This is a genomic window from Streptacidiphilus sp. PAMC 29251 (genome assembly GCF_054208735.2).
The window spans coordinates 3,913,758-3,934,970 of record NZ_CM135725.2 but is presented as its reverse complement, the minus strand read 5'-3'; the positions used below and the strand labels follow the sequence as shown (position 1 = coordinate 3,934,970).

The following is a 21,213-nucleotide window of genomic DNA, read 5'->3' as shown; positions in this document are numbered from 1 at the left end:
CCGCGTCGGGTCACTACATGCACCCCCACGGCTTAGGCCGCATGTCGTGCTCACATACCCGGCGCGGGTGTCCATCCCGCACACGCACCACCTCTCGCACGCACACACCCCCTCATCCAGGAGCACATCCATGCCTGAACGCGTCCCGACTGCCCCTCGCGGCACCAAGCGGAGAATGCGGCGCGGTACCGCGCTCGCCACCGCGACGGTGCTGATAGCCGGGTCCGCCGCGCTCGCTGCCACCGTCACCGGGGCCAGCGCCGCGTCTCCCAACCTGCTGGCCAACGGTGACTTCGAGAGCGGCAGCCTCAGCGGCTGGACCTGTTCGACGCTGGACAGCGTGGTGGGTACCCCCGTGCACGGCGGGACCCACGCGCTACTCGGTGCGACCTCGGCCTCGGACACCGCGCAGTGCGCGGAGACCGTGTCCGTGCTGCCGAACACCACGTACAACCTGTCCGGCTATGTCGAGGGCGCGTATGTGTACATCGGCGCGACCGGGACGGGGGTGACGGCCAGCAACTGGACTCCGAGCGCGACCACCTGGCAGCAGCTGTCGACCTCGTTCACCACGGGCGCGACCACCACCTCGGTGCAGGTCTACACGCACGGCTGGTACGGGCAGGGCTCGTACCACGCGGACGACATCACCCTGACCGGTCCTGGCGGGGCGACCACCAGCCCGTCCGCCTCGGCGAGCACCTCCGCCAGCGCGAGCACCAGCCCGAGCGCCTCCGCCTCGGCTTCCGCTTCCGCGACGCCGTCCCAGTCGGCTTCGGCCAGCGCGAGCGCCAGCCCGTCCGCCTCCGCCTCCGCGAGTGCCAGCGCCTCCGCCTCGCCGTCGGCGACGGCCACTGCGACCGGCACCAGCGGCACCGGCACCGGGCCCACCGGGGACGGCCTGGTCAGCACCCCGAGCGGGGTCACCGCCAAGGTGACCAACACCGCCGTGACCCTCTCCTGGGCCGCGTCGACGGACGGTTCGCAGACCGGCGACACCCCGGCTACTACGTGTACTCGGGCGCCAACCTGGTCGCGACCGCGATGGGCACCTCGGTGACCGTCAGCTCGCTGCTGCCGAACACGGCCTACAAGTTCACCGTCCAGGGCTACGACAAGGACGGCCACTCCTCCGGCCAGTCGACCGCGGTCTCGGCGACCACGGGTGCGGCTGCGGGCGGGGCGATGAAGTCGGCGTACTTCGACCAGTGGTCGATCTACGGCAACGCCTACTACCCGAAGAACGTGGGCACCTCCGGTGCTGCCGCGAACATGAAGGTGCTGACCTACGCGTTCGAGAACATCGACCCCTCCTCGCACACCTGCTTCGAGGCGGTGAAGGCCAGCGACTCGACCAACGAGGCCGACGCCAGCGCCGGTGACGGTGCGGGCGACGCGTTCGCCGACTACCAGAAGTCGTACACCTCGGACGTCAGCGTGGACGGCAGCTCGGACACCTGGTCGCAGCCGATCAAGGGCAACTTCAACCAGCTGCGCGAGCTGAAGGCCAAGTACCCGAACCTGCGGATCAACCTCTCCATCGGCGGTTGGACCTACTCCAAGTACTTCTCGGACGCGGCCGCCACCGACGCCTCCCGCAAGGCGTTCGTCTCCTCCTGCATCAACATGTTCATCAAGGGCAACCTGCCGACCAACATCGCCGGTGACGCCTCGGGCGGCACGGGTGCGGCGGCCGGCCTCTTCGACGGCATCGACATCGACTGGGAGTACCCGGCCTCGACCGGCGGCCACACCGGCAACCACACCTCGGCTGCCGACACCGCCAACTACAGCGCCCTGCTCGCGGAGTTCCGCACCGAGCTGGACGCGTACGGCAGCAGCATCGGCAAGCACTTCCTGCTGACGGCGGCGCTGCCGTCCGGCCAGGACAAGGTCGCGCTGATCCAGCCCGCGCAGATCGCCAAGTCCCTGGACTACGGCGACATCATGACCTACGACATGCACGGCGCCTGGGACGCGACCGGTCCGACCAACCTGCAGGACCCGCTGCACAACTCCGCCGCCGACCCGAGCACGGCGATCGCGCCCGGAACCGAGAAGTACAACGTCGACGCCACCATCGCCGCCTACACCACGGGTGACGCGGCGTACGGGATCACCGGCGGCTTCCCGGCCAGCAAGATCGTCCTCGGGGTGCCGTTCTACTTCCGCGGCTGGACCGGGGTCCCGGCCGGCAGCAACTACGGCCTCTACCAGTCGGCGACCGGGGCCAGCCCGGCCCAGACGTTCACCCAGCAGGCGGGTATCGCCGACTGGAAGGAGCTGGCGGCCAAGGGCCTGACCACGGGTTCCAACGTGCACTGGGACGCGACCACGCAGAGCTCGTGGATCTACGACGGCACCAACTTCTACACCGGTGACACGCCGCAGGCGATCACCGCGCGCGGCGCCTACGCCACGTCGAAGGGTCTGGGCGGGATCTTCGCCTTCTCCTTCGAGGGCGACGACTCCTCGGGCACCCTGATCAACGCGATGAACAGCTCCATGCAGTAAGCAGCACCCGCAGTAAAGGGAGGGGCGTGCGCCTAATGGCGTACGCCCCTCCTGCTTATATCTACTGGACGGCCAGATCGCGGAGCAGCTTGGCGACGTGCCCGGTCGCCTTGACGTTGTAGAGCGCCCGCTCGACCTTGCCCTGCTCGTCCACGATCACGGTGGAGCGGATCACGCCGACCACGGTCTTGCCGTAGAGGCTCTTCTCGCCGAAGGCTCCGTAGGCGGTGAGCACCTCCTTCTCGGTGTCCGCCAGCAGGGTGACCTTGAGCTGCTCCTTCTCGCGGAACTTGCCGAGCTTCTCGGGCTTGTCCGGGGAGATCCCGAGGACGTCGTAGCCGGCCCCGGCGAGCAGCTCCAGGTTGTCGGTGAAGTCGCAGGCCTGCTTGGTGCAGCCGGGGGTGAGCGCGGCGGGGTAGAAGTAGACGATGACCTTGCGGCCCAGGTGGTCGGCGAGGGAGACCGGCTTGCCGTCCGCGTCGGGGAGGGTGAAGGCCGGGGCGGTGTCTCCCGGCTGCAGCTTGGTCTGCGCGTCGGTCATGGGGTGTGCTCCTGTGCTCCGGTGCGTCGGGGTGGCGGTGGTGCCGACTCGAACCTACTCCTGGGGTCGGACAAATTGCCGGGGTGCCGGTGCGCGCGCTGCGGGAGGACCTGACAAACTGTTCGTCAGGCGGCAGTAGCAGGCAGCGACGGAAGGTGGGCTCGTGGGCGAGGTCGGCACGAGGGGCAAGGGCAGTGTCCCGGACGGGCGCACTGCCGCGCAGATCGAGGCGGACATCTACCGGACCCGGCAGCAGCTTGCGGCGACCCTGGACGAACTGGCCGTAGCGGTGCATCCGTCCACGTTGGTGGGCAAGGCGAAGGCGGATGCCAAGGCGGCGGTGGACCGGACGGTGGGGCAGGCGTTCATCGCGGCGAACCGGGGGATCGAGCAGGCGCGGGCGCAGTTCGTGGACGAGAAGGGCAAGCCGCGCAAGGAGCGGATCGTCCCGGTGGCGGCGGTCGCCGTCGTGATCGTGGGCGGCTTCGTCCTGCTGCGGCGGCGGGGCCGGAAGTAGTCGCTGGTGGGGGCGGTGCGGGCTGGTGGGGAGGACCCATCGGTCCGCTTTCCGGCATGGTCCGGTGTACGGTCCTGGAGTGAGCGAATCCTCTGTGACCGAGCATGGCTCCTTCGGTGAGAAGCTGCCGATCCGGATGCTGCACGACCGGGTGCTGGTCCGCACCGACGGCCCCGAGGGGGACCGCCGCTCGACCGGCGGCATTTTGATTCCGGCGACCGCTGCGCTGAGCAAGCGCTGCGCCTGGGCGGCGGTGGTGGCGGTGGGCCAGAACGTGCGCGCCATCGAGCCGGGGGACCGGGTCCTCTACAACCCGGAGGACCGCGCCGAGGTCGAGGTCCGCGGCCAGCTCTACGTCCTGCTGCGCGAGCGCGACGTCCACGCGGTCGCCGCGGAGCGGGTCGGCGGCGACGTGGAGGGCTCCACGGGCCTCTATCTCTGAGGCCTCTATCTCTGAGACGGGGTGTCGGCGGGATGCCCGGTCATGGTCGAATGCGGGGGCAGCAACTGGCGCTGCCGGGACGCGTTCTGGCGGACCGTCATTCAGGGGAGGACGACCGATGCCGCTGTTCGGCCGCAAGAACCGACCGGAGCAGCCCGGGGCCGCCGGATGCACCGAGCACGACCCCTGCCGCACGCTGGCCGCGATACCGGTCCGGGACCTGCCGTCCAGGCTGCGGCTGCTGGTGGCGCCGGCGTCGGCGCTGGGGTCCGATCAGGTGGTGTGGCCGGTCAGCGGCGATCTGGTGGCCATGCTCGGCGTCAAGGGCAAGCCGAGGCGTGACGGCGCCGCCGAGACCGTGCTGGTGCCCGAGCACCTGGCCGACCGGTGGGACGCCAGCCGCGAGCAGCTCTGGACCTGGGCGCACCAGGGGCTGAGCCGCGAGCAGCTGACCCGCAAGGAGTTCAACGGGCAGAACGGCGACAAGCTGCACGTCGTGCACGGTACGGACTGGCTGGGCGCGGCCCAGGCGCTGAGCGCGGAGACCGCGTTCGGCGTCCCGCTGCCGTACGGGGCGGTGCTGGCGCTGCCCACCAGCAACGCGGTGTGCGGGATCCCGATCCGCACGGCCGCTTCGCTCCAGGGGATACCGTTCCTGATCGACCTGACCGGGCAGCTCCGCGAGCCCGGCTCCAGCGTCTTCGGGGCCGAGCTGTACTGGTACAAGGACGGCGTGCTGGAGGGCCTCAACGCCCGACTGCTGGAGGGCAGCGACTTCCGGATGGTGGTCTCCGCCCGCTTCAAGGCGCTGCTGGACTCGCTTCCGGCCGCCTGAGCGTTCCTCAGCCCTTGCTCGGCGGGACCGCTGCCGCCACCACGTGGTAGCCGCGGTCGGCTGCGGCGATCTCGCCCAGCGGGGTCATCCCGAAGCCGTCCACGTGGACCGTCCAGGACGGCTTGTTGCCGGCTTCGATGAACGCCACCAGCGCGTCGGCCCGTCCCGAGGCTGCTTCGACCGCCATGGTGAACAGCCCTCGGGCCACGCCCCGCCCCCGCTGGGCGGGGTCGACCAGCACCGGCCCGTACATCAGCCAGCGGGTCTCGCTGAGCGGGCGGCCGTGCCACGTCAGCGAGTCCTGGGCCTGGAGCAGTGCCCGGATCGGGGCCGAGGCGGCGGCCAGGTCCGCGGGCGCGGACAGGGCGAGGAAGCCGGCGAGCTGCCCGTCCTGGTCCGCGAGCAGCAGGCTGCGGTTGCCGGCCATGCCCCGCAGCGCGGCTTCGTCCAGGTTGCCCTGGACGAAGCCCTGGTCGGCGCGTTGCTGCGGGGTCAGCGAGTCGTGGTGGGCGGCGGCGAAGAGCTGGGCCATGGCGGGGGCGTCGGCCTCGGTGGCGTAGCGGTACTCCATGCTGCCGATCGTGCCACAGCACCTCGGTACCCTTCCGGAATGAGTGATCGAATCCCCGAGGAACTGCTCGCGGTCGCCGGTGCGATGCTCCCAGGACAGAGCCTGGCTGCGGCGGCGCTCGCGCGCGGTGGTTCCCATGAGGTGGTGCTGCTGCCCGGGACCGCGGTGGTCCGCATCGCGAGCAACCCCACCGCCGTGGCGGCGCTGCCCCGCCGCACCGAGCTGCTGCGCCGGCTGGCGGACCTCGGCCTGCCGTTCGCCGTCCCGACGCCGCTGTCCGAGGTGGTGACGGTGGAGGGCCGCACCGCGGTGGTGCTGTCCTGGGTGGACGGGACGCCGTGCGCCAAGGGCGAGGGCGGCGAGCCCAAGGAGCTGGCGAGCCTGCTGGGCAGCCTGCGCGAGGTCGACTGCGGCCCCCTGGCGGACGTCCTGGGCGTGCCGCACGAATACGCGGGTGGTGACCGCTGGGCCGAGGTGATGCTGCGGGAGGTCGTCCCCCGGCTGCCGGACGCCTGGCGCTCGGAGGGGCAGCGGCGGGTCCAGGCGGCCCTGGACCTGAGCTGGGGGCAGCCGTCCCTGGTCCACGGCGACCTGGCCGGCTCGAACATGCACTGGGACGACCGGGGACGGGTGATCGGGGTCCTGGACTGGGATCTGGCTCAGCCGTTCGACCCCGCCCTCGACGCCGCCTGCCTGTTCTGGCACGGCTGGGACAAGGTCCGGGGCGCCGTCGACCCGGACACCTTCCGCCGCGCCTGTGTCTGGGCCCTCACCTTCGGCCTGGAACAGATCGCCTTCGCGATCCTCAACAACGCGACGGAGCAGGCGGTGGCCGAGGAGGTCACCGCGATGACCGCCTGGCTGGAGCGCTCAGCCGCCTGGAACCTGCCGGTGAGGTGAGGGTGCCGGCGGGCAGCTGGTCCGGCTGGTCCGGCTGGTTCGGCTGGTTCATGGCCGTCGGGCCGGTGCAGCCTCACAGCTGGGATCTCAGCACGTCGATCTCGCAGCCCGGCGCGGACGGGTCGAAGCCGTGTCCGACCAGCCAGCGGATCGCCAGCAGGCTTCGCAGCGACCACCACGCGCGGATCAGGTCGGCGTCGGCGTCGGCGTCGGTGCCGTAGCCGGCCAGGACGTCGCCGAGGTGCTCCTCGTGACCGAGGGTCAGCGTGGCGAGGTCGTGCAGGGCATCGCCCTGACTCGCCTCGGACCAGTCGATCACGCCGGTGATCCGGTCACCGTCGACGAACACATGGGCGACCTGCAGGTCGCCGTGCGTGAACACCGGTGTCCACGGCCGGAGCGCCTTCTCGGCCAGCCGGCGGTTGCGGGTGACCAGGTCGGTGGGCAGGACGGCGTTGGCGAGGAGCCATGCGCATTCGCGGTCGAGGCGCGCGGCGATCTGGTCGCGGCTCTGGCCGGGCCAGGGCGGCAGCGGCGCGTCGTGCAGTATCCGTACGGCGGCACCCGCGGCGGCCCAGGCCGCCGGTGGCGCGGTCGACGGCTCGCCGAGGCGACCGAGCGCCGTCCCCGGGACGGCGGCCAGCGCGAGCACGGGCGGCTTGCGCCAGAGGACCTCCGGGGTCGGGATCGGCGCCCTGGCCATCGCCTCGACCTCGACGTCGGTGCGCGCCTGATCAGTGTCGATCTTCAGAAACACGTCGCCGACGCGCAGGGTCGCCCGCTCCTGATGGGCGACGACGACCTCGATCTGCTCCATGCCGACCATTTTCGCGGGACGACCCCCGGCGTCGCCACGGGTTAACGGTCGGCGGGGTCCGGATTCGCGGGACCCCGCCGACCGTTGTCGGGGTGTCAGACGACGATGCGGTCCAGGTTGGGTGCGCCGGCCGAGGGGTTGGAGAAGGTGATGGTGTTGCCGCTGCCGGCCTTGAGCGTCACGGTGACGGTCTTGGTGACGACGGTGTTGTAGTCGGGTGTCTCGGGGAAGCTGACGGTCTGGGCGCTGCCGTTGACGGTGACGGTCGCGGTGCGGGCCTGGCCGACGCTCATGAAGTAGATGGTCAGGGTGTAGCTGCCGGTGGCGGGTTCGGAGATGCCGGTGAAGGTCGCGGTGCCGCCGTTGCCGAGGTAGCTGAGCTTCTTGCCGCCGCTGCAGTGTGCGCAGCTGGTGATGGTGGTGCCGCCGGCGAGGGTGGCTGCCTCAGCCTCGTAGGACTTGTTGCCGCCGGTGGGCGGGGTGGTGGTCGGCGGAGCCGTGGTCGGGGGTGTGGTGGTGGGAGGCGTGGTGGTGGGAGGTGTGGTCGTCGGGGGAGTGGTGGTCGGCGGAGCCGTGGTCGGCGGCGGGGTGGTGCCGGAGCCGGTCGGGAAGGTCCACTGGGCGGCGGTGCCGGAGCAGCTGCCGGCCGACAGGGTGGTGCCGGAGGCGCGGAAGCACTTCTTGCCGGTCTGGATGTCGGAGATGGTGCCGTTGGTGTTGGCGGACCACTGCTGGGTCGGTCCGCCGGTGCAGGTCTTCAGGTCCAGGTTGCTGCCGGACATGTCGGCGCAGAGGTTGTGCAGCTGGAAGAAGGTCCCGTCGAAGGTGAACTGCTGCTGGGCCGAGCCGTTGCAGGCGGCCAGGTCCAGTTTGACGCCGTTGCTGGCGCTGTTGCCGGGGTCGTCCATGCAGGTCGCGGTGGAGGTGTTCTTGTACTGGCCCACCGTCACGGTGGGCGTGGCGCCGCCGTAGCAGGCGCCGGTGCTGGTGTTGAAGATCGGGGTGGGGTCGTAGGTCTCGTTGCTGGGCGGTGAGATGACGACGGGTTCGAGCGAGGGGGTGTTGTCGGCGTTGTAGTTGGTGAGGGCGTCCTCGCACTGGATGGCCTTCATGGCGTTGCCGCCCTGGCCGCCGAGCCACAGGTCGGCGTGCCAGAGCTTGGGGCCGCCGTCGGGGCCCTTGCCGGTCCAGTCGGCGCTGCACTCCTCGCAGCCGTCCTCCATGATGAAGTACTTCTTCACCCGGGCGACGTAGATCTTGGTGCCGGGGGCGAACTCGGAGCTGTCGCTGGCGAAGGTGATCGGGTCGGCGTAGGTGCCGGTGCCGCCCGCGGTGTCGTGCAGCCCCGGGTAGGAGATGTCGCCGCCGGGCGGAGTGTTGTCCCACCAGCCGTAGAAGGTGATGAACGTCGACTGGGTGGTCGAGGCACTCGCGGTGGGCGCGGTGGTGAGGATGGCGGCGACGGCGGCGATGAGGGCGATACAGGTGGCGATGATCGTTCTGGTCAGCGTGCGTCTGGGCATGATGCCTCCCGGTCTGACGGATGCTCAACATTTCTCTTGAGAGGCAGCGTGTTGCCGGGAGGCGGGGTGCGTCAATATCTGGTTAGGAAAAGTTACTAACTATATGACGCGGCTACAGAAGCCCGAGGGAGGCTCAGGGCACCAGCAGCGCGGGGTCCGTCGGCAGGACGCTCGGCCGGAAGGTCGGCAGCTCGGTCCGGGTCGGCGGGGCCGGCACCGTGGGCGGGGCCGAGGACTGGGTCGGCGGGGCGGAGGACGCGCCGGTCGTGGTGGGTGCGCCGGTCGGCGAGGCGGTCACCGGCGGGGCGGTGGACGCGGCGCCGCTCGGGGTGCTGCTCGCGGTCGGGGTGCCCAACTGGGAGTCGTCCAGCGGGGCCTGCAGGTCGAAGTCCTTGACCGGCTGCCCGCTGAGGGCCTTGGTCATGTAGTCGGTCCAGATCGAGGCCGGGAACGAGCCGCCGTTGACCCGGTCGATCCCGGCCGCGGCGCCGAGCGCGAGCTGCGCGTGCGTGGTCGGGTCCTCGGCGAACATGCCGACCGCGGTCACCAGTTGCGGGGTGTAGCCGATGAACCAGGCCGACTTGTTGCCGTCGGTGGTGCCGGTCTTGCCCGCCGCCGGACGGTTCAGGTCGAGGGCGGCGAAGCCGGTGCCGTCCGCGCTGACCACGCCCTCCAGCACCGAGGTGACGGTGTCCGCGGTGGTCCGGTCGAAGGCGGTCTCGGCGGTGTGGGCCGGCAGGCCGTGCGCCTCGCCGTCGTGGGTCAGCGCCTGCACCGACCAGGGGGTGATCCGCTGGCCGTGGTTGTCCAGGGTGGCGTAGGCCCCGGCCATCTCGATCGCGTTGGGGGTGGCGGAGCCGAGGGTGATCGCCGGCACCGCCTCCATGCCGGGGGTGTCGGCCGGGAGTCCGGCCGCGATGGCGGCCTTGCGGACGTTGTCCAGCCCCGCGTCCGCGCCCTCCTGGGCGTAGACCGAGTTCACCGACTTCTTCATGGCGTAGCGCAGGCTGATCTCGCCGTAGCTGAAGTCGTCCTCGTTGGGCGGGTTGTAGGACATCCCGGCCGGCAGGCCCTGCACCTGGCGCCGGGTGGTGCCGTCGTAGAGGGTGGACGGGGTGATCGGGACGCCGTCCTGGGTGGTGGCGTGGTTCAGCAGCCCGGCCGCCAGGTCGAAGGCCTTGAAGGTGGAGCCGACCTGGGTGTCGGTGCGCAGCGCGTCGTTGAACTGCTGGACGGCGTAGTCGGGGCCGCCGTAGGCGGCGAGGAGCTTGCCGCTGGCCGGGTCCACCGAGCCGGCCGCGGCGCGTACCGCCTTGGCCTTGGCGGTGTTCGGCAGCTGGGCCTTGAACTCCTTCTTGACCGCGGCGGCCAGGGCGTCCTGGTCCTTCTTGACGAAGGTGGTGGTGATCTTCCAGCCGCCGGCGCTGAGGGCGGCCGCGTCCACGATGTTGTTGTCGTTGAGGTAGTGGGTGGCGATGTCGATCAGGTAGCCGGCCTGGCCGCCGACGCCGGGGGTGCCGCCGGGCGGCAGGGTCTTCGGGAAGGTCATCACCTCGCGGTCGGCCTGGGCGATCCAGCCGAGTTTGACCATGCCGTCCAGGACGTAGTTCCAGCGGGCGACGGCGGCGGCCTTGCCGCTCGTGGTGGCGGTGCCGACGTCGAGGGCGCTGGGGGCCTGGAGCAGCGCGGCCAGGTAGGCGGCCTGCGGCACGTCCACGGCGGAGGCGTTGATGCCGTAGTAGGCCAGCGAGGCGGCCTGGACCCCGTAGGCGTTGCGGCCGAAGTAGCTGGTGTTGAGGTACCCGGCCATGATCTCGTCCTTGCTCTCGGTCTGGTCGACCTTGAGCGAGATGAAGAACTCCTTGATCTTGCGGGAGACGGTCTGGTCCTGGTTCAGGTAGTAGTTCTTGACGTACTGCTGGGTGATCGTGGAACCGCCCTGGATGCCCTTGCCGGTGAGGGTGGACCAGGCGGCGCGGACGGTGCCGCTGATGCTGACGCCCTGGTTGCTGTAGAAGGTGCGGTCCTCGGCGGAGACGGCGGCGTGCTGGATGTTGAGCGAGATCTGGTCGATCGGGACGGTGATCCGGTTGGTCTGCCCGGTACGGCCGAGCTCGGTCTTGCCGTCGGCGTAGTAGTAGATGTTGCTCTGGGCGATCGCGGCCGAGTTGGGGTCGGGGACCTGGACCATCGCGTACACCACGGCGAAGGCGGCGACGCCGGCCACGATCAGGCCGAGCAGCCCGGCCAGGGCCATCCGCCAGGTAGGGATGAGGCGGCGCCACCAGGGCTTGGCCCGGCGGGCGTCCCGGCGGGCCTTGCGCTTGGCCCGGCGGCGGTCGCGGCGGCTGCCGCCCATGCCGCCGCCTTCCGAGCGGTCCTCGGCCTCGAGCGTGTCGCGGTCCATCGGGTGCGCGGGGCCGTCGGGGTCGTCCCAGCCGGCCTGCGGGGGACGCGGCGGGCTCGCGGGCCCCGGGGGGTTCGGGGGCCCCGGGGACTTCGGGAGGTCCGGGGGATCCTGGGGATCGCTGTCCTGAGGTCCGCCGGACTCCGTGCTCATCCCGTACCGCTCCTCATATCGATGCTGTGTGTCCGATTATGTTCCGCTTGTCCTCCTGTCGCCCCTAGGCGGGGCGGTGGCGCAGTCGCTAACCTGCTGGAAGCACAACAACCGCAGATGGAGTCGAGCCCCTCGCGGACACCCCCGGGTGTCAGCGATCGGGGCCTCTTTGGCGTTCCCGCGCGCCCTGGTGGCAGTGGGTCACGTCGTGTCGACATGTCGACTTATTGCAGATGGAATGAAAGGAGAGTGGTCCCTCGATGGCACAGCTCAGTGCCTTCGCACCGGTCCGCCCCGGCAGCAGGCTCTACGCGGCCGTGGCCGCTGGCAGCTTCCGCCGCTATGCCACCTACCGCGCCGCGACCTGGGCCGGGGCGTTCACCAACAGCGTCTTCGGCTTCTTCATCGCCTACACCTACCAGGCCCTCTGGCGGGTCCGCCCGCACCTCGGCGGCTACGACCTCAGCTCCGCGCTGACCTATGTCTGGCTCGGCCAGGCCCTGCTGATGCCGATCGCCGCGATGGGCGGCGGGATGCAGGACGACCTGGAGGCCAGGATCACCTCCGGGGACATCGCGGTGGACCTCTACCGCCCGGTCGACCTGCAGGGCTGGTGGCTCTTCAACGACCTCGGCCGGGCCGGCTACCACCTGCTCTCGCGCGGGGTGCTGCCGATGCTGGTCGGCGGTCTGGTGTTCGACCTGCGGCTGCCCGCGGGCGGCCCCGGCGAGGCATTGCTGAGCTGGGCCTGCTTCCTGGTCTCGGCGCTGCTCGCGGTGGTGGTCAGCTTCGCGCTGCGCTACATCGCCTCGCTGACCGGCTTCTGGCTGCTGGACGCGCGCGGCGTCCGGCAGATCACCACCGTGCTGGGGATGTTCTTCTCCGGCTTCCTGCTGCCGCTGCCGCTGCTGCCGAGCGGGCTCGCGGCGGTGGCCCAGCAACTGCCCTGGGCCGCCATGATCCAGGTTCCGCTGGATGTGTTCCTGCAGCGCAGGACGGGTGCGGGGCTGGCCGCCGGGCTCGGGTTCCAGATCGGGTGGGCGCTGGTCCTGCTGGGCATCGGACGGCTGATGCAGCACGCGGTGATGCGCAAGGTGGTGGTCCAGGGTGGCTGACAGCACAGCGCAGAGCAGTGCTCTCAATGCAGAGCAGAGCAGTGCTCTCAACACGGAGCAGCGCACCGGCGTACTCGGCCGGGCCGGCGAGGCGCTGCGGGCGTACCGGCTGATCGCCGGGATGTGGCTGCGGGCCTCGCTCGCCTACCGGACCTCCTTCTGGCTGACCGCGGTCGGCAACGCGGTCACCTCGCTGCTGGACTTTGTGGTGATCGCGGTGATCTTCCTGCACACCTCCTCCCTGGGCGGCTGGACGCTGCCGCAGGTCGCCTTCCTCTACGGCACCTCGGTGCTGACGCTGGGTCTGGCCGACCTGACGGTGGGCAGCCTGGACAACCTCGGCCAGCGGGTCCGCGACGGCTCGGTGGACGTGGTGCTGATCCGTCCGGCGGCGGCCCTGGCGCAGCTGAGCGCGGACCGGTTCGCGCTGCGCCGGGCCGGCCGGGTGGTGCAGGCCGCGGCGGTGCTGGGCTGGTCGCTGGTGCAGCTCCGGCTGGACTGGACCCTGCCCAAGCTGCTGGTGATGCTCGCCCTGGTGGTCAGCGGGACGGTGATCTTCAGCTCGGTCTATGTCGCCGGGGCGGCCTTCCAGTTCATCGCCACCGACGCCGCCGAGGTGCAGAACTCGCTGACCTACGGCGGCTCGACCATGCTCCAGTACCCGCCCACGGTCTACGCCCGCGACCTGGTCAGGGGAGCGGTCTACGGGGTGCCGCTGGCGTTCGTCAACTGGCTGCCGGCGATGTACCTGCTGGACATCGACGACCCGCTCGGCCTGCCCGGCTGGTGCCGCTTCGCCTCACCGCTGGTGGCGGTGCTGTGCGCGGCGGCGGCCGGCCTGGCCTGGCGGGCGGGGTTGCGCTCGTACCGCAGCACCGGAAGTTGACCCAGCGTCAGAAAAGCAGAACGCCAGAGGGAAAGAGGGACGGATATGAGCATCATCGAGGTCGAGGACGTGGCGCGGACCTTCACCGTGCGGCGCAAGACGGGGCGGTTCAAGCGGGAGCGGACCGAGGTCAGGGCGGTCGACGGGCTGAACTTCCGGGTGGAGCAGGGCGAGATGGTCGGCTATATCGGGCCCAACGGGGCCGGCAAGTCGACGACGGTGAAGATGCTGACCGGGATCCTGGTCCCCAGCGCCGGGCGGCTGCGGGTGGCCGGGGCCGACCCGTCCAAGGAACGGGTACGGCTGGCCCGGCGGATCGGCGTGGTCTTCGGCCAGCGCACCACGCTGTGGTGGGATCTGCCGCTGCGGGACTCCTACGAGCTGGCGCGGCGGATCTACCGGATCGAGGACGCCCGCTACCGGCGCAACCTCGACCGCTGCGTGGAACTGCTGCAGCTGGGCGCGCTGCTGGACGTCCCGGTACGGCAGCTGTCGCTGGGTCAGCGGATGCGCGGCGACATCGCCGCGGCGCTGCTGCACGACCCGGAGGTGCTCTACCTGGACGAGCCGACCATCGGCCTGGACGTGGTCAGCAAGAACCGGGTGCGGGAGTTCCTGGCCGAGGTGAACGCGGAGTCCGGCACGACGGTGCTGCTGACCACGCACGACCTCACCGACATCGAGCGGCTGTGCTCGCGGGTGATGGTGATCGACCACGGCCGGGTGGTCTACGACGGCGCCCTGGAGGGGCTGCACGAGACCGGGCGCAGCGAGCGCACCCTGGTGGTGGACCTGGCCGCGCCCGCGCCGCCGATCGAGCTGCCCGGGGCCCGGGTGGTCCGGGTGGACGGGCCGCGGCAGTGGCTGGCCTTCCCGGCGGCGGACAGCGCGGCGCCGCTGGTGGCCGCGATCGCGGAGCGGTACCCGCTGGTCGACCTGTCGGTGCGGGAACCGGCCATCGAGGATGTGATCGCCCGGATGTACGGGGGAGAGGGGATTGAATTGGTCCAGACCAACTGAGATCATGAACGGCATGGTGCACAGGGGAGTGGTCCGTGCCGTTGGCACGGTCGTGGGGGTGCTCGCGCTGGTGACGGCCTGTTCGTCGGGCGGCGCGGCATCGCGCCCGTCCGCGAGCGGGGGATCGTCCGGGTCGTCCGGGTCGGCCAAGGCAACGGCCGCGGCCGCGCCGCTGGGGCTGGTGCCGCTGCCCTTGCAGCTGCAGCAGACCGGCGGCGCCGGCTACCCGGTGACCGCGTCGACCGCGGTGCACGGCGAGGGCGGGGCCGCGGCCACCACCGTGGCCGCGGACCTGGCCGCGCTGCTGCGGCCGTCCACCGGGTTCGCACTGCCCGTCGAGGGGGCGGGCAGTGCGAACGGCATCGAGCTCAAGCTGGACCCGGCCGCCGGGACCGGCGCCGAGGGGTACCGGCTGGAGTCCGGGCCGACCGGGGTGGTGATCACCGCGGGGACCGGAGCCGGCCTCTACCACGGCGCGCAGACGCTGCGTCAGCTGCTGCCGCCCAAGGGCCCGGGTACGGTCCCCGCGGTCTCGATCACCGACCAGCCGCGCTACGGCTACCGCAGCGGCGGTCTGGACGTCTCCCGGCACTTCTTTCCGGTGTCCGCGGTGGAGCACTACATCGACCTGCTGGCCCAGTACAAGTTCAACTACCTGCGGCTGCACCTGTCCGACGACCAGGGCTGGCGGATCGCCGTCCCCGGCCTGCCGAAGCTGACCGGGATCGGGGCGTCCACCCAGGTCGGCGGCGGTGAGGGCGGCTTCTACACGGACGCCGACTACAAGCAGCTGGTGGCCTATGCGGCGGCCCGCTTCATCACCGTGGTCCCCGAGGTCGACCTGCCGGGCCACTCCAACGCGGCGCTGAGTGCCTACCCCTCACTCGGCTGCGCCGGGGACGCCCCGGTGCAGCCCTACAGCGGCACCGACGTCGGCTTCAGCCGGGTCTGCACCACCAAGGAGTCGACGTACACCTTTGTCGACCAGGTGGTTTCCGCCCTTGCCGCCATGACGCCAGGTCCCTATGTCGGCATCGGCGGCGACGAGGCGCAGAGCCTGTCCGCCCCCGACTACGCGGCCTTCATGGCCCGGGCCTCGGCCATCGTCCGCAAGCACGGCAAGCAGCCGCTGGCCTGGGACGAGGCCGCCGCCGCGGGCAAGGGCGGCCCGGCCCTGCTCGGGGTGTGGCACCCGCTGTCGCAGCAGCCCGCCGGGCTCAACGACCAGCTGGTGGCGGCGGCCGAGGGCGGCGCCAAGCTGGTCATGGAACCGGCCGACCAGGCCTATCTCGACCAGAAGTACGACCCCGCCACCGCGCTCGGGCTGCACTGGGCCGGCTACCTGCCGGTCCAGCGGACCTACGACTGGAACCCGGACACCTACCTGTCCGGTCTCCCGGCCGGTGCGGTGACCGGGGTCGAGGCCCCGATCTGGACCGAGACCCTGGCGAACGAGCAGGACCTCGACACCATGCTGCTGCCCCGGCTGCCGGCCCTGGCCGAGGTGGCCTGGACCCCGCAGGCGGACCGGCACTGGGACGCGTTCCAGCAGCGGCTCGCCGACCAGGCGCTCTACTGGACCGCGCAGGGACTGACCTGGACCAGGGCGGCCGGCGTCGACTGGCCGAAGTGACCGGCCGTCAGGCGCCCTGCGGCGTCACGCGGCGCGGGGTCAGGTCGCAGGGGGCTCGATGTCGGCGTCCAGCCGGGCCCAGGCCGCCACCGCCAGCGCGGTCGGATGCTCCTCGCCCATGGTCGCCCGGGCCCGCCGCAGCGCGTCCTCGTGCAGCCCTCTGGCCTCCTTTTCCGCCCCGCTCGCGCGCAGGTCGAGGGCCAGGTTGGAGGCGCAGCCGATGGTGTCGTAGTGGTCGGGACGGAGCACCGCGGTGAGTCCCGCGTACGCTTCCCGGCCCACCTCCAGCGCCCCCTGGAGGTCACCGGTCCCGGCCAGGTCGGTGGCCCGGTTCATCTGGCACACCAGGGTGTACGGGTTCTCGGCGCCCACCGACTCCCGGAACCGGAGCAGGGTCTCCTCGCAGAGGACGCGACCCGCGTCGGCGTCGCCGGTCAGCCGCAGGTAGACGGCCAGGTTGTTGGCACAGGCCAGGGTGAAGGGATGGGCCTGGCCCAGCTGCTCCCGGTAGTTCAGCAGGGCGTCCTCGGCGAGCGCCCTGGCTCCCGCCGCGTCGCCGCAGGCGACCAGGGCGCAGGCGAGGCTGGTGGCCGAGGCGAGGGTGTCGGGGTGGTTCCGGCCCAGCTGCTCCACCGACGTGGTGTAGGTCTCCGTGCCCAGTGCCCTGGCCTCCTCGTAGCGGCCGGAGTGGCGCAGGACCGCGGACAGGTTCTGGGCCGCCTTCAGCGAGGCGGGGTGCTTGGGGCCGAGCCGCTCGCGGTAGTCGCCGACGGTCTCCTGGAGCAGCCGCAGCGCCTGCTCGACCGCCCCGGTCTCGCGCAGGTCGCGGGCGTAGTTGTTGCCGGAGAGCAGGGTGAAGGGGTGTCCCGGCGGCAGCACCCGCTTGCGGGTCTCCCAGACCATCCGGTCGATCTCGCGGGCGTTCCAGCGGTCGCCGGAGAGGTAGAGCGAGACGGCGAGGTTGTTGGCGGCCATCAGGGTGCGCGGATGGTCCTCGCCGTAGACCACCCGGCTGGTCGCGTAGGTCTCCCGGTCGATGTCCCTGGCGTCGGCGTACGCGCCGATGCCGCGCAGGTCCGCGCCCAGGTTGATGGCGGCGACCAGGGTGTACGGGTCGTCGGGGCCGAGCGCCCGGGTGGCCCGGGCGAGGACGTCCCGGCTGAGGGCGTGGGCCTGTTCGACCTGCCCGCTGGAGCGCAGGGTGGTGCCGAGCTGGGTCAGCAGGTAGAGGACCAGGCCGTCGTCCTCGCCGAAGACCGGGATCCACACCGACAGGGCGTGCTCGGCGGTCTCCTGGGCGGCGGCGTAGTCCGAGCGGCTCCACAGGTAGCGCACGGTGTCAACGATCCACTGGCGGACGCCGTCGTCCGTGCTGGTAAACGAGCGCGACGGCGCCAGGTGCGGCAGCAGTGCCGCGTACGCGTCCCAGGAGCCGGGGTCCTCGGCGTTCCTGGGGTTCGCCTCAGCCAGGACGGACTGGGTCTCGGCCCGCATCCGCGGCCACTCCGCGCGGGTGACCTTGTGCCGCAGCACCTCCTGGACCAGCCGGTGCAGGGTGATGGTGTTGTTGCTCTGATCGGTGCTGGCGAGGCCGAAGCGGTTGATCTCACGGAACAGGTTGGCCATCCGCATCGGCTCGCCGAGACTGCTGTCGATCGGCCGGAGCAGCTCCACGGTCCTGCCCCGGTAGAACATCCACATGGGGATGGGGTCCGGTCCGAGGAAGGCGCAGATCTCCAGCAGCGCCGCCGCGGCGGGTCGCCGCAGCCGGAGCTGGTCCAGGGCCAGCAGCCAGGTGGCGGCGGCCGAGCGGGGGTAGTTGGTGGTGGACGGCTCCTGTTCCAGGGTGGAGGAGAGCTGGGTCTCCAGCCCTTCCAGGTACTGCTCCACGGGCATGGCCGACTGGGCCAGCCAGGTCGCGGCCTGGCCGATCACCAGCGGCAGGTCGCCGAGGATCTCGGCGACCCGGTCGGCGTCGGCCTCGGACAGGTTCGGGTTGAGCCGCTGCAGCAGTTGGACGCTCTCGCCCCGGGTGAAGACGTCCACGTCCGCCTGCTCCGCGGTCTGCGCCCAGGTGCGGTTGCGGGAGGTGATCAGCACGTGGCCGGGGCCGGACGGGATGAACGGGCGCAGCTCCTCGGGCAGTTCGGCGTTGTCGAAGATCAGCAGCCAGCGCCGGAAGGGGTGGCCGACGCGCAGCGCCTCCAGCACGGCGGCGGAGGTCGCCGCGACGCTCTCGTCGGTGCGCAGGCCCAGCTCTCCGGCGAGGTCGGCGAGCTCCTGCCGGACCAGCCCGGGCTGCCCGGCGCTGATCCACCACACCGCGTCGTAGTCGGACGCGAAGCGGTGCGCGTACTCGATGGCGACCTGGGTCTTGCCCACCCCGCCGATGCCGAAGACGGCCAGCGGCTGCGGGCTCTGCGGACCGCCCGCCACCAGCAGGCCGCGCATCCGCTCGAGGACCTGGCTGCGTCCGGTGAAGGAGGTGTTGCGGGACGGTACGTGCCAGACCTGCGGGGCGACCCCGGGGTAGCGCGGACCCCGGTTCGCGTCGCCCTGGCCCTGCCCGCGGCCGTCGGACTCCGGCGCGGCGGCGGCCCGGTCCGGGCGGCCCACGGCGGCCAGCAGCGCCGCCGCGGCCGACTCCTGGTCCCGGCCGGCCAGGTCGACCGCGGCCAGGTCGTCGAACGGCGCGGGCAGCGGGGCGTCGTGCAGCCGGACCGGGACCAGCATCCGCTGGGAGGCGGCCGGGTCCCGCGCGGTGACGGTCCGCCAGATCTCCCGCGCGTAGGGCAGCCGGGCGTAGTCGGAGGTGAGCAGGGCCACGATCCGCCCGGTGCCGGCCAGCGTCCGGTTCAGCTCGGCCAGGACATTCGTCCCGGCCTGGTCGGCTGCGCCGCTCAGGGTGACGAGGTAGCCCGCGCCGGTCAGCTGGGCGGCGATCCACTCGGCCCACATCCGGTCGCCGGACGCGTAGCTGAGGTACAGGTCCGAGGGCACCGAGGTCCTGACCCGTTCGTACGCCGCGACCAGGGCCCGCCGTTCCGGCTCCGGCATCGGCCGCAGCTCAGTCACCAGGCCGTCGGTGATCCGCCCGGTGAGCCGCTCGCAGGCGGCCAGCAGACTGCTCTCCTGCCGCGGCCGCTCGCCCACCGGCGCGGGGATCTCCTCGTACGCGTAGAACGGCCGGTAGGGGATCTCCGCGTCGGCCCAGTAGCGGTCCTGCGCCTCCCGGTCCAGGTGGGACAGGAACGGCAGGAAGCGGCTGCGGGCGAACTCCCGGCCGACGTCCAGCTTGTGCTGCTCCGCGAACTCCACCCGCATCGCCGCGGGGAGGATGCGGATGCCCTGCCGCCCGGTCTGGTCGCGCACCGACTCGGCCACCGCCACGGCGCCCTCGATGCCCTGGATGCTCATGGTGAAGCAGTCCACGACCGTGTCGGGCAGCAGGACGGTGCAGATGCCGGCCGAGTCGGACAGGCCGGTGCGGCTGTCGACCAGCACGTAGTCGTAGCGGCCGCGCAGTTCCCGGCGCAGGGCGGCCAGGAACTCGGCCCCGTACAGGTGTGCGTAGAAGTGGTCCCAGTCGAAGGTGATCACCGAGGCCGAGTAGGAGGGGTTCTGGCGCCCGGCCGGCATGAAGTCCAGCTTGCCGCCGGAGTCGCCGAAGGTGAGCCCGACCCCGGTGATGCAGCGGTCGAGGTCGGCGTGCTCGCGGAACCAGGCGGAGGTGGCCGCGGTGTCCGCGCCGGCTCCGACCGGGGGCTCCGCGGCCTGGAGGCAGTAGCCGCGGATCAGATCGACCACGCCGTCGGTGGACCTCAGGTCCGGGTCCACCAGCAGCGGGTGGAAGTAGCGGTGCAGGCCGGGGGCTTCCAGGTCCCAGTCGATCGCGAGCACCCGGAAGCCGTTGCTGGCCAGGATCCAGGCGGTGTTGGCCAGGGCCATGGTGCGGCCGACGCCGCCCTTGAAGGAGTAGAAGGTGATCACGGTCCCCTGCTCCGCGCCGCCGCCGCTACTCGTGCTGTGCGTCATCGGGTCCACCGTCCTTCGGCTCCGCTGTCGGCTGGTCGGGGTCGGTGCCGGGTCCGCGCAGGAACGGGCGTCCCGGTACCGGCGCGGCCCCGCCCGGGTCCGGCGGCCGGGCTATCGTCCGTCTGCGGATCAGACTGCTCTGCGCGGCGGTCACCATCCGCTCCAGCGACTTCCGGAAGTCCTTGTAGGGGACCCGCAGCTTGAACTGGTCGTTGTGCGGGCCCCGGCAGGACTTCCGCTGGAACAGGCCGGTCACCCCGAGCCACAGCTCGTCCAGGTCCTGCTCCGACGCGGGATGGCAGGGCACCAGCACCCCGGTCGCCGGGTGGTCGGTCCGGTCGAACAGCTCCAGCTGCCTGCGGTACGGCTGCTGCGGGGCGCTCCACGGGTCCACCAGCAGGATCGTCACCTGGTCGTCGTCCCAGGCCCGGCCCAGTTTCCCGGCCAGCCCCGAGCCCACCTCGTGGTACGCCGTGCCGTACCCCATGTTGGTCACCGTCCGCTGGGCCTGCTGGTAGAGCGGGTAGTCCTCCTGCGGGCGGTACGGGTTCCAGGCCAGCGGGACGGCCCCGTAGTAGGGGGTGGCGCGGCGCGGCTCCGGCACGGTCGAGGTGGTGCCCGCGGCGACGTAGAAGGCCACCGACGCGCCGGGGACCAGCGGTTCGGTGCGCGGCTGGAAGGAGAGCGGGTAGGTGCGCAGCGGAGCCGGTTCCACCTCCGGCAGCTCCCCGCGCAGGGCCGCCTCGGCCACCCGCTCGGCCACCAGCGCGACCGCGCCGCGGTAGTCGGGGCCGGTGGGGTCCTGCTGGAGGATGCGGCGCAGCCCGTCCGCCCGGTAGCGGGGGCCCAGGCCGGCCGACAGGTACTGGATGTGCGCGACCTCGTCCGGCACCGGGACGGGGTCCCAGAGCACGGGTATCAGCGCCGACGAGCTCAGCCGGGTGCGCTGCCGGTAGAGCCTGGCGCGGGCCATCACCATGGCCGCCTCGCGCGAGCACCACTTGCTGCGGAAGTAGTCCGGCGAGTACAGCGCGACCATGGTCCGGCAGCTGCTGAGGGCCTGCTCCAGGTGTCTCGGCCACTCGTCGCCGAGCCGCAGGGCGGCATTGTCGAGGAACCCCGTGGGGGTCTCCCGGTCCGGGTCCGCCAGTTCCACGAGAGCCTCGCAGAGGTCGTCGTAGAAGCGCTGGACGTAGGCGTCCTGGCCGTCCACCCTCGCGTAGCTCAGGAAGAAGTAGGGCCGCACTGAACCTCCCCCGAGTCAGGCCTGTCAGAAGAAGATTGACATACCATCACGTATTTAC

At 71.5% G+C, this 21,213-nt stretch carries 17 protein-coding genes; 10 read left to right on the top strand and 7 right to left on the bottom strand.

Annotation, left to right across the window (positions count from 1 at the left end):
* Positions 1–130: 130 nt before the first annotated feature.
* Both ACXKR8_RS18425 and ACXKR8_RS18420 read left to right on the top strand, forming a co-directional pair.
* A complete protein-coding gene (locus ACXKR8_RS18425; protein WP_462100582.1) occupies positions 131–1,060 on the top strand; it encodes a carbohydrate binding domain-containing protein in 930 nt (309 codons plus the stop codon).
* Positions 1,012–2,514, top strand: a complete 1,503-nt coding sequence (locus ACXKR8_RS18420) for a glycosyl hydrolase family 18 protein (RefSeq protein ID WP_462100581.1) — start codon at positions 1,012–1,014, stop codon at positions 2,512–2,514. The genes ACXKR8_RS18425 and ACXKR8_RS18420 overlap by 49 nt, the downstream gene beginning before the upstream one ends.
* Before the next feature lie 61 nt (positions 2,515–2,575).
* Here the strand turns inward: ACXKR8_RS18420 and bcp are convergent, their stop codons facing one another.
* The gene (gene bcp, locus ACXKR8_RS18415; RefSeq protein ID WP_458273997.1) at positions 2,576–3,055 is read right to left on the bottom strand and encodes a thioredoxin-dependent thiol peroxidase; all 480 of its coding nucleotides are present in this window, start codon (positions 3,053–3,055) and stop codon (positions 2,576–2,578) included.
* 163 nt (positions 3,056–3,218) lie between these two features.
* Here bcp and ACXKR8_RS18410 point away from each other — a divergent pair, with 163 nt between their 5' ends.
* From ACXKR8_RS18410 to ACXKR8_RS18400, 3 genes are all read left to right on the top strand, one after another.
* Positions 3,219–3,572, top strand: coding sequence for a DUF3618 domain-containing protein (locus ACXKR8_RS18410; RefSeq protein ID WP_458273996.1), 354 nt, complete (start codon positions 3,219–3,221; stop codon positions 3,570–3,572).
* Positions 3,573–3,708: 136 nt separating this feature from the next.
* The gene (locus tag ACXKR8_RS18405) at positions 3,709–4,014 is read left to right on the top strand and encodes a GroES family chaperonin (RefSeq protein WP_458275015.1); all 306 of its coding nucleotides are present in this window, start codon (positions 3,709–3,711) and stop codon (positions 4,012–4,014) included.
* Positions 4,015–4,132: 118 nt separating this feature from the next.
* A complete protein-coding gene (locus ACXKR8_RS18400; RefSeq protein WP_458273995.1) occupies positions 4,133–4,849 on the top strand; it encodes a hypothetical protein in 717 nt (238 codons plus the stop codon).
* A 7-nt stretch (positions 4,850–4,856) separates the two neighbouring features.
* On the opposite strand, the gene ACXKR8_RS18395 is transcribed toward ACXKR8_RS18400, so the two are convergent.
* Positions 4,857–5,420 (bottom strand): GNAT family N-acetyltransferase, encoded by a 564-nt coding sequence (locus ACXKR8_RS18395; protein ID WP_458273994.1) that lies wholly within the window; start codon positions 5,418–5,420, stop codon positions 4,857–4,859.
* Between the two features lie 39 nt (positions 5,421–5,459).
* Between ACXKR8_RS18395 and ACXKR8_RS18390 the strand changes: the two genes are divergently transcribed.
* Positions 5,460–6,320, top strand: a complete 861-nt coding sequence (locus tag ACXKR8_RS18390) for an aminoglycoside phosphotransferase family protein (RefSeq protein ID WP_458273993.1) — start codon at positions 5,460–5,462, stop codon at positions 6,318–6,320.
* Positions 6,321–6,393: 73 nt separating this feature from the next.
* Here the strand turns inward: ACXKR8_RS18390 and ACXKR8_RS18385 are convergent, their stop codons facing one another.
* The 3 genes from ACXKR8_RS18385 to ACXKR8_RS18375 all read right to left on the bottom strand — a co-directional run bounded on the left by ACXKR8_RS18385 (position 6,394) and on the right by ACXKR8_RS18375 (position 11,220).
* The gene (locus tag ACXKR8_RS18385; protein WP_458273992.1) at positions 6,394–7,137 is read right to left on the bottom strand and encodes a phosphotransferase family protein; all 744 of its coding nucleotides are present in this window, start codon (positions 7,135–7,137) and stop codon (positions 6,394–6,396) included.
* Between the two features lie 95 nt (positions 7,138–7,232).
* Positions 7,233–8,660 carry a ricin-type beta-trefoil lectin domain protein gene (locus tag ACXKR8_RS18380; protein ID WP_458273991.1) on the bottom strand — a complete coding sequence of 476 codons (1,428 nt, stop codon included), beginning with the start codon at positions 8,658–8,660 and terminating at the stop codon, positions 7,233–7,235.
* A 133-nt stretch (positions 8,661–8,793) separates the two neighbouring features.
* A complete protein-coding gene (locus ACXKR8_RS18375) occupies positions 8,794–11,220 on the bottom strand; it encodes a transglycosylase domain-containing protein (RefSeq protein ID WP_458273990.1) in 2,427 nt (808 codons plus the stop codon).
* A gap of 260 nt (positions 11,221–11,480) precedes the next feature.
* On the opposite strand from ACXKR8_RS18375, the gene ACXKR8_RS18370 reads away from it, so the two are divergent.
* From ACXKR8_RS18370 to ACXKR8_RS18355, 4 genes are all read left to right on the top strand, one after another.
* Positions 11,481–12,335: an ABC transporter permease gene (locus tag ACXKR8_RS18370; RefSeq protein ID WP_458273989.1), complete on the top strand. Its 855-nt coding sequence runs from the start codon at positions 11,481–11,483 to the stop codon at positions 12,333–12,335.
* Positions 12,336–12,456: 121 nt separating this feature from the next.
* Positions 12,457–13,221, top strand: coding sequence for an ABC transporter permease (locus ACXKR8_RS18365; RefSeq protein WP_458275014.1), 765 nt, complete (start codon positions 12,457–12,459; stop codon positions 13,219–13,221).
* A 45-nt stretch (positions 13,222–13,266) separates the two neighbouring features.
* Entirely contained in the window at positions 13,267–14,241 is a 975-nt protein-coding gene (locus ACXKR8_RS18360) for an ABC transporter ATP-binding protein (protein ID WP_458273988.1), read from the top strand.
* Between the two features lie 13 nt (positions 14,242–14,254).
* The gene (locus ACXKR8_RS18355; RefSeq protein WP_458273987.1) at positions 14,255–15,874 is read left to right on the top strand and encodes a beta-N-acetylhexosaminidase; all 1,620 of its coding nucleotides are present in this window, start codon (positions 14,255–14,257) and stop codon (positions 15,872–15,874) included.
* A gap of 39 nt (positions 15,875–15,913) precedes the next feature.
* Here the strand turns inward: ACXKR8_RS18355 and fxsT are convergent, their stop codons facing one another.
* Positions 15,914–19,909: an FxSxx-COOH system tetratricopeptide repeat protein gene (gene fxsT / locus ACXKR8_RS18350; protein WP_458273986.1), complete on the bottom strand. Its 3,996-nt coding sequence runs from the start codon at positions 19,907–19,909 to the stop codon at positions 15,914–15,916.
* Complete coding sequence (locus ACXKR8_RS18345; RefSeq protein WP_458273985.1) at positions 19,890–21,155, bottom strand: TIR-like protein FxsC; 1,266 nt, start codon at positions 21,153–21,155, stop codon at positions 19,890–19,892. The genes fxsT and ACXKR8_RS18345 overlap by 20 nt, the downstream gene beginning before the upstream one ends.
* Positions 21,156–21,213 lie beyond the last annotated feature (58 nt).

Bases quoted from the DNA above. Each gene is read 5' to 3' on its own strand.
- ACXKR8_RS18360 (WP_458273988.1), top strand. From the start codon at position 13,267: ATGAGCATCATCGAGGTCGAGGACGTGGCGCGGACCTTCACCGTGCGG.
- ACXKR8_RS18355 (WP_458273987.1), top strand. From the start codon at position 14,255: ATGGTGCACAGGGGAGTGGTCCGTGCCGTTGGCACGGTCGTGGGGGTG.
- ACXKR8_RS18385 (WP_458273992.1), bottom strand. From the start codon at position 7,137: ATGGAGCAGATCGAGGTCGTCGTCGCCCATCAGGAGCGGGCGACCCTG.
- fxsT (WP_458273986.1), bottom strand. From the start codon at position 19,909: ATGACGCACAGCACGAGTAGCGGCGGCGGCGCGGAGCAGGGGACCGTG.
- ACXKR8_RS18380 (WP_458273991.1), bottom strand. From the start codon at position 8,660: ATGCCCAGACGCACGCTGACCAGAACGATCATCGCCACCTGTATCGCC.
- ACXKR8_RS18370 (WP_458273989.1), top strand. From the start codon at position 11,481: ATGGCACAGCTCAGTGCCTTCGCACCGGTCCGCCCCGGCAGCAGGCTC.
- ACXKR8_RS18375 (WP_458273990.1), bottom strand. From the start codon at position 11,220: ATGAGCACGGAGTCCGGCGGACCTCAGGACAGCGATCCCCAGGATCCC.
- ACXKR8_RS18405 (WP_458275015.1), top strand. From the start codon at position 3,709: ATGCTGCACGACCGGGTGCTGGTCCGCACCGACGGCCCCGAGGGGGAC.
- ACXKR8_RS18400 (WP_458273995.1), top strand. From the start codon at position 4,133: ATGCCGCTGTTCGGCCGCAAGAACCGACCGGAGCAGCCCGGGGCCGCC.
- ACXKR8_RS18390 (WP_458273993.1), top strand. From the start codon at position 5,460: ATGAGTGATCGAATCCCCGAGGAACTGCTCGCGGTCGCCGGTGCGATG.
- ACXKR8_RS18365 (WP_458275014.1), top strand. From the start codon at position 12,457: ATGTGGCTGCGGGCCTCGCTCGCCTACCGGACCTCCTTCTGGCTGACC.
- bcp (WP_458273997.1), bottom strand. From the start codon at position 3,055: ATGACCGACGCGCAGACCAAGCTGCAGCCGGGAGACACCGCCCCGGCC.
- ACXKR8_RS18395 (WP_458273994.1), bottom strand. From the start codon at position 5,420: ATGGAGTACCGCTACGCCACCGAGGCCGACGCCCCCGCCATGGCCCAG.
- ACXKR8_RS18425 (WP_462100582.1), top strand. From the start codon at position 131: ATGCCTGAACGCGTCCCGACTGCCCCTCGCGGCACCAAGCGGAGAATG.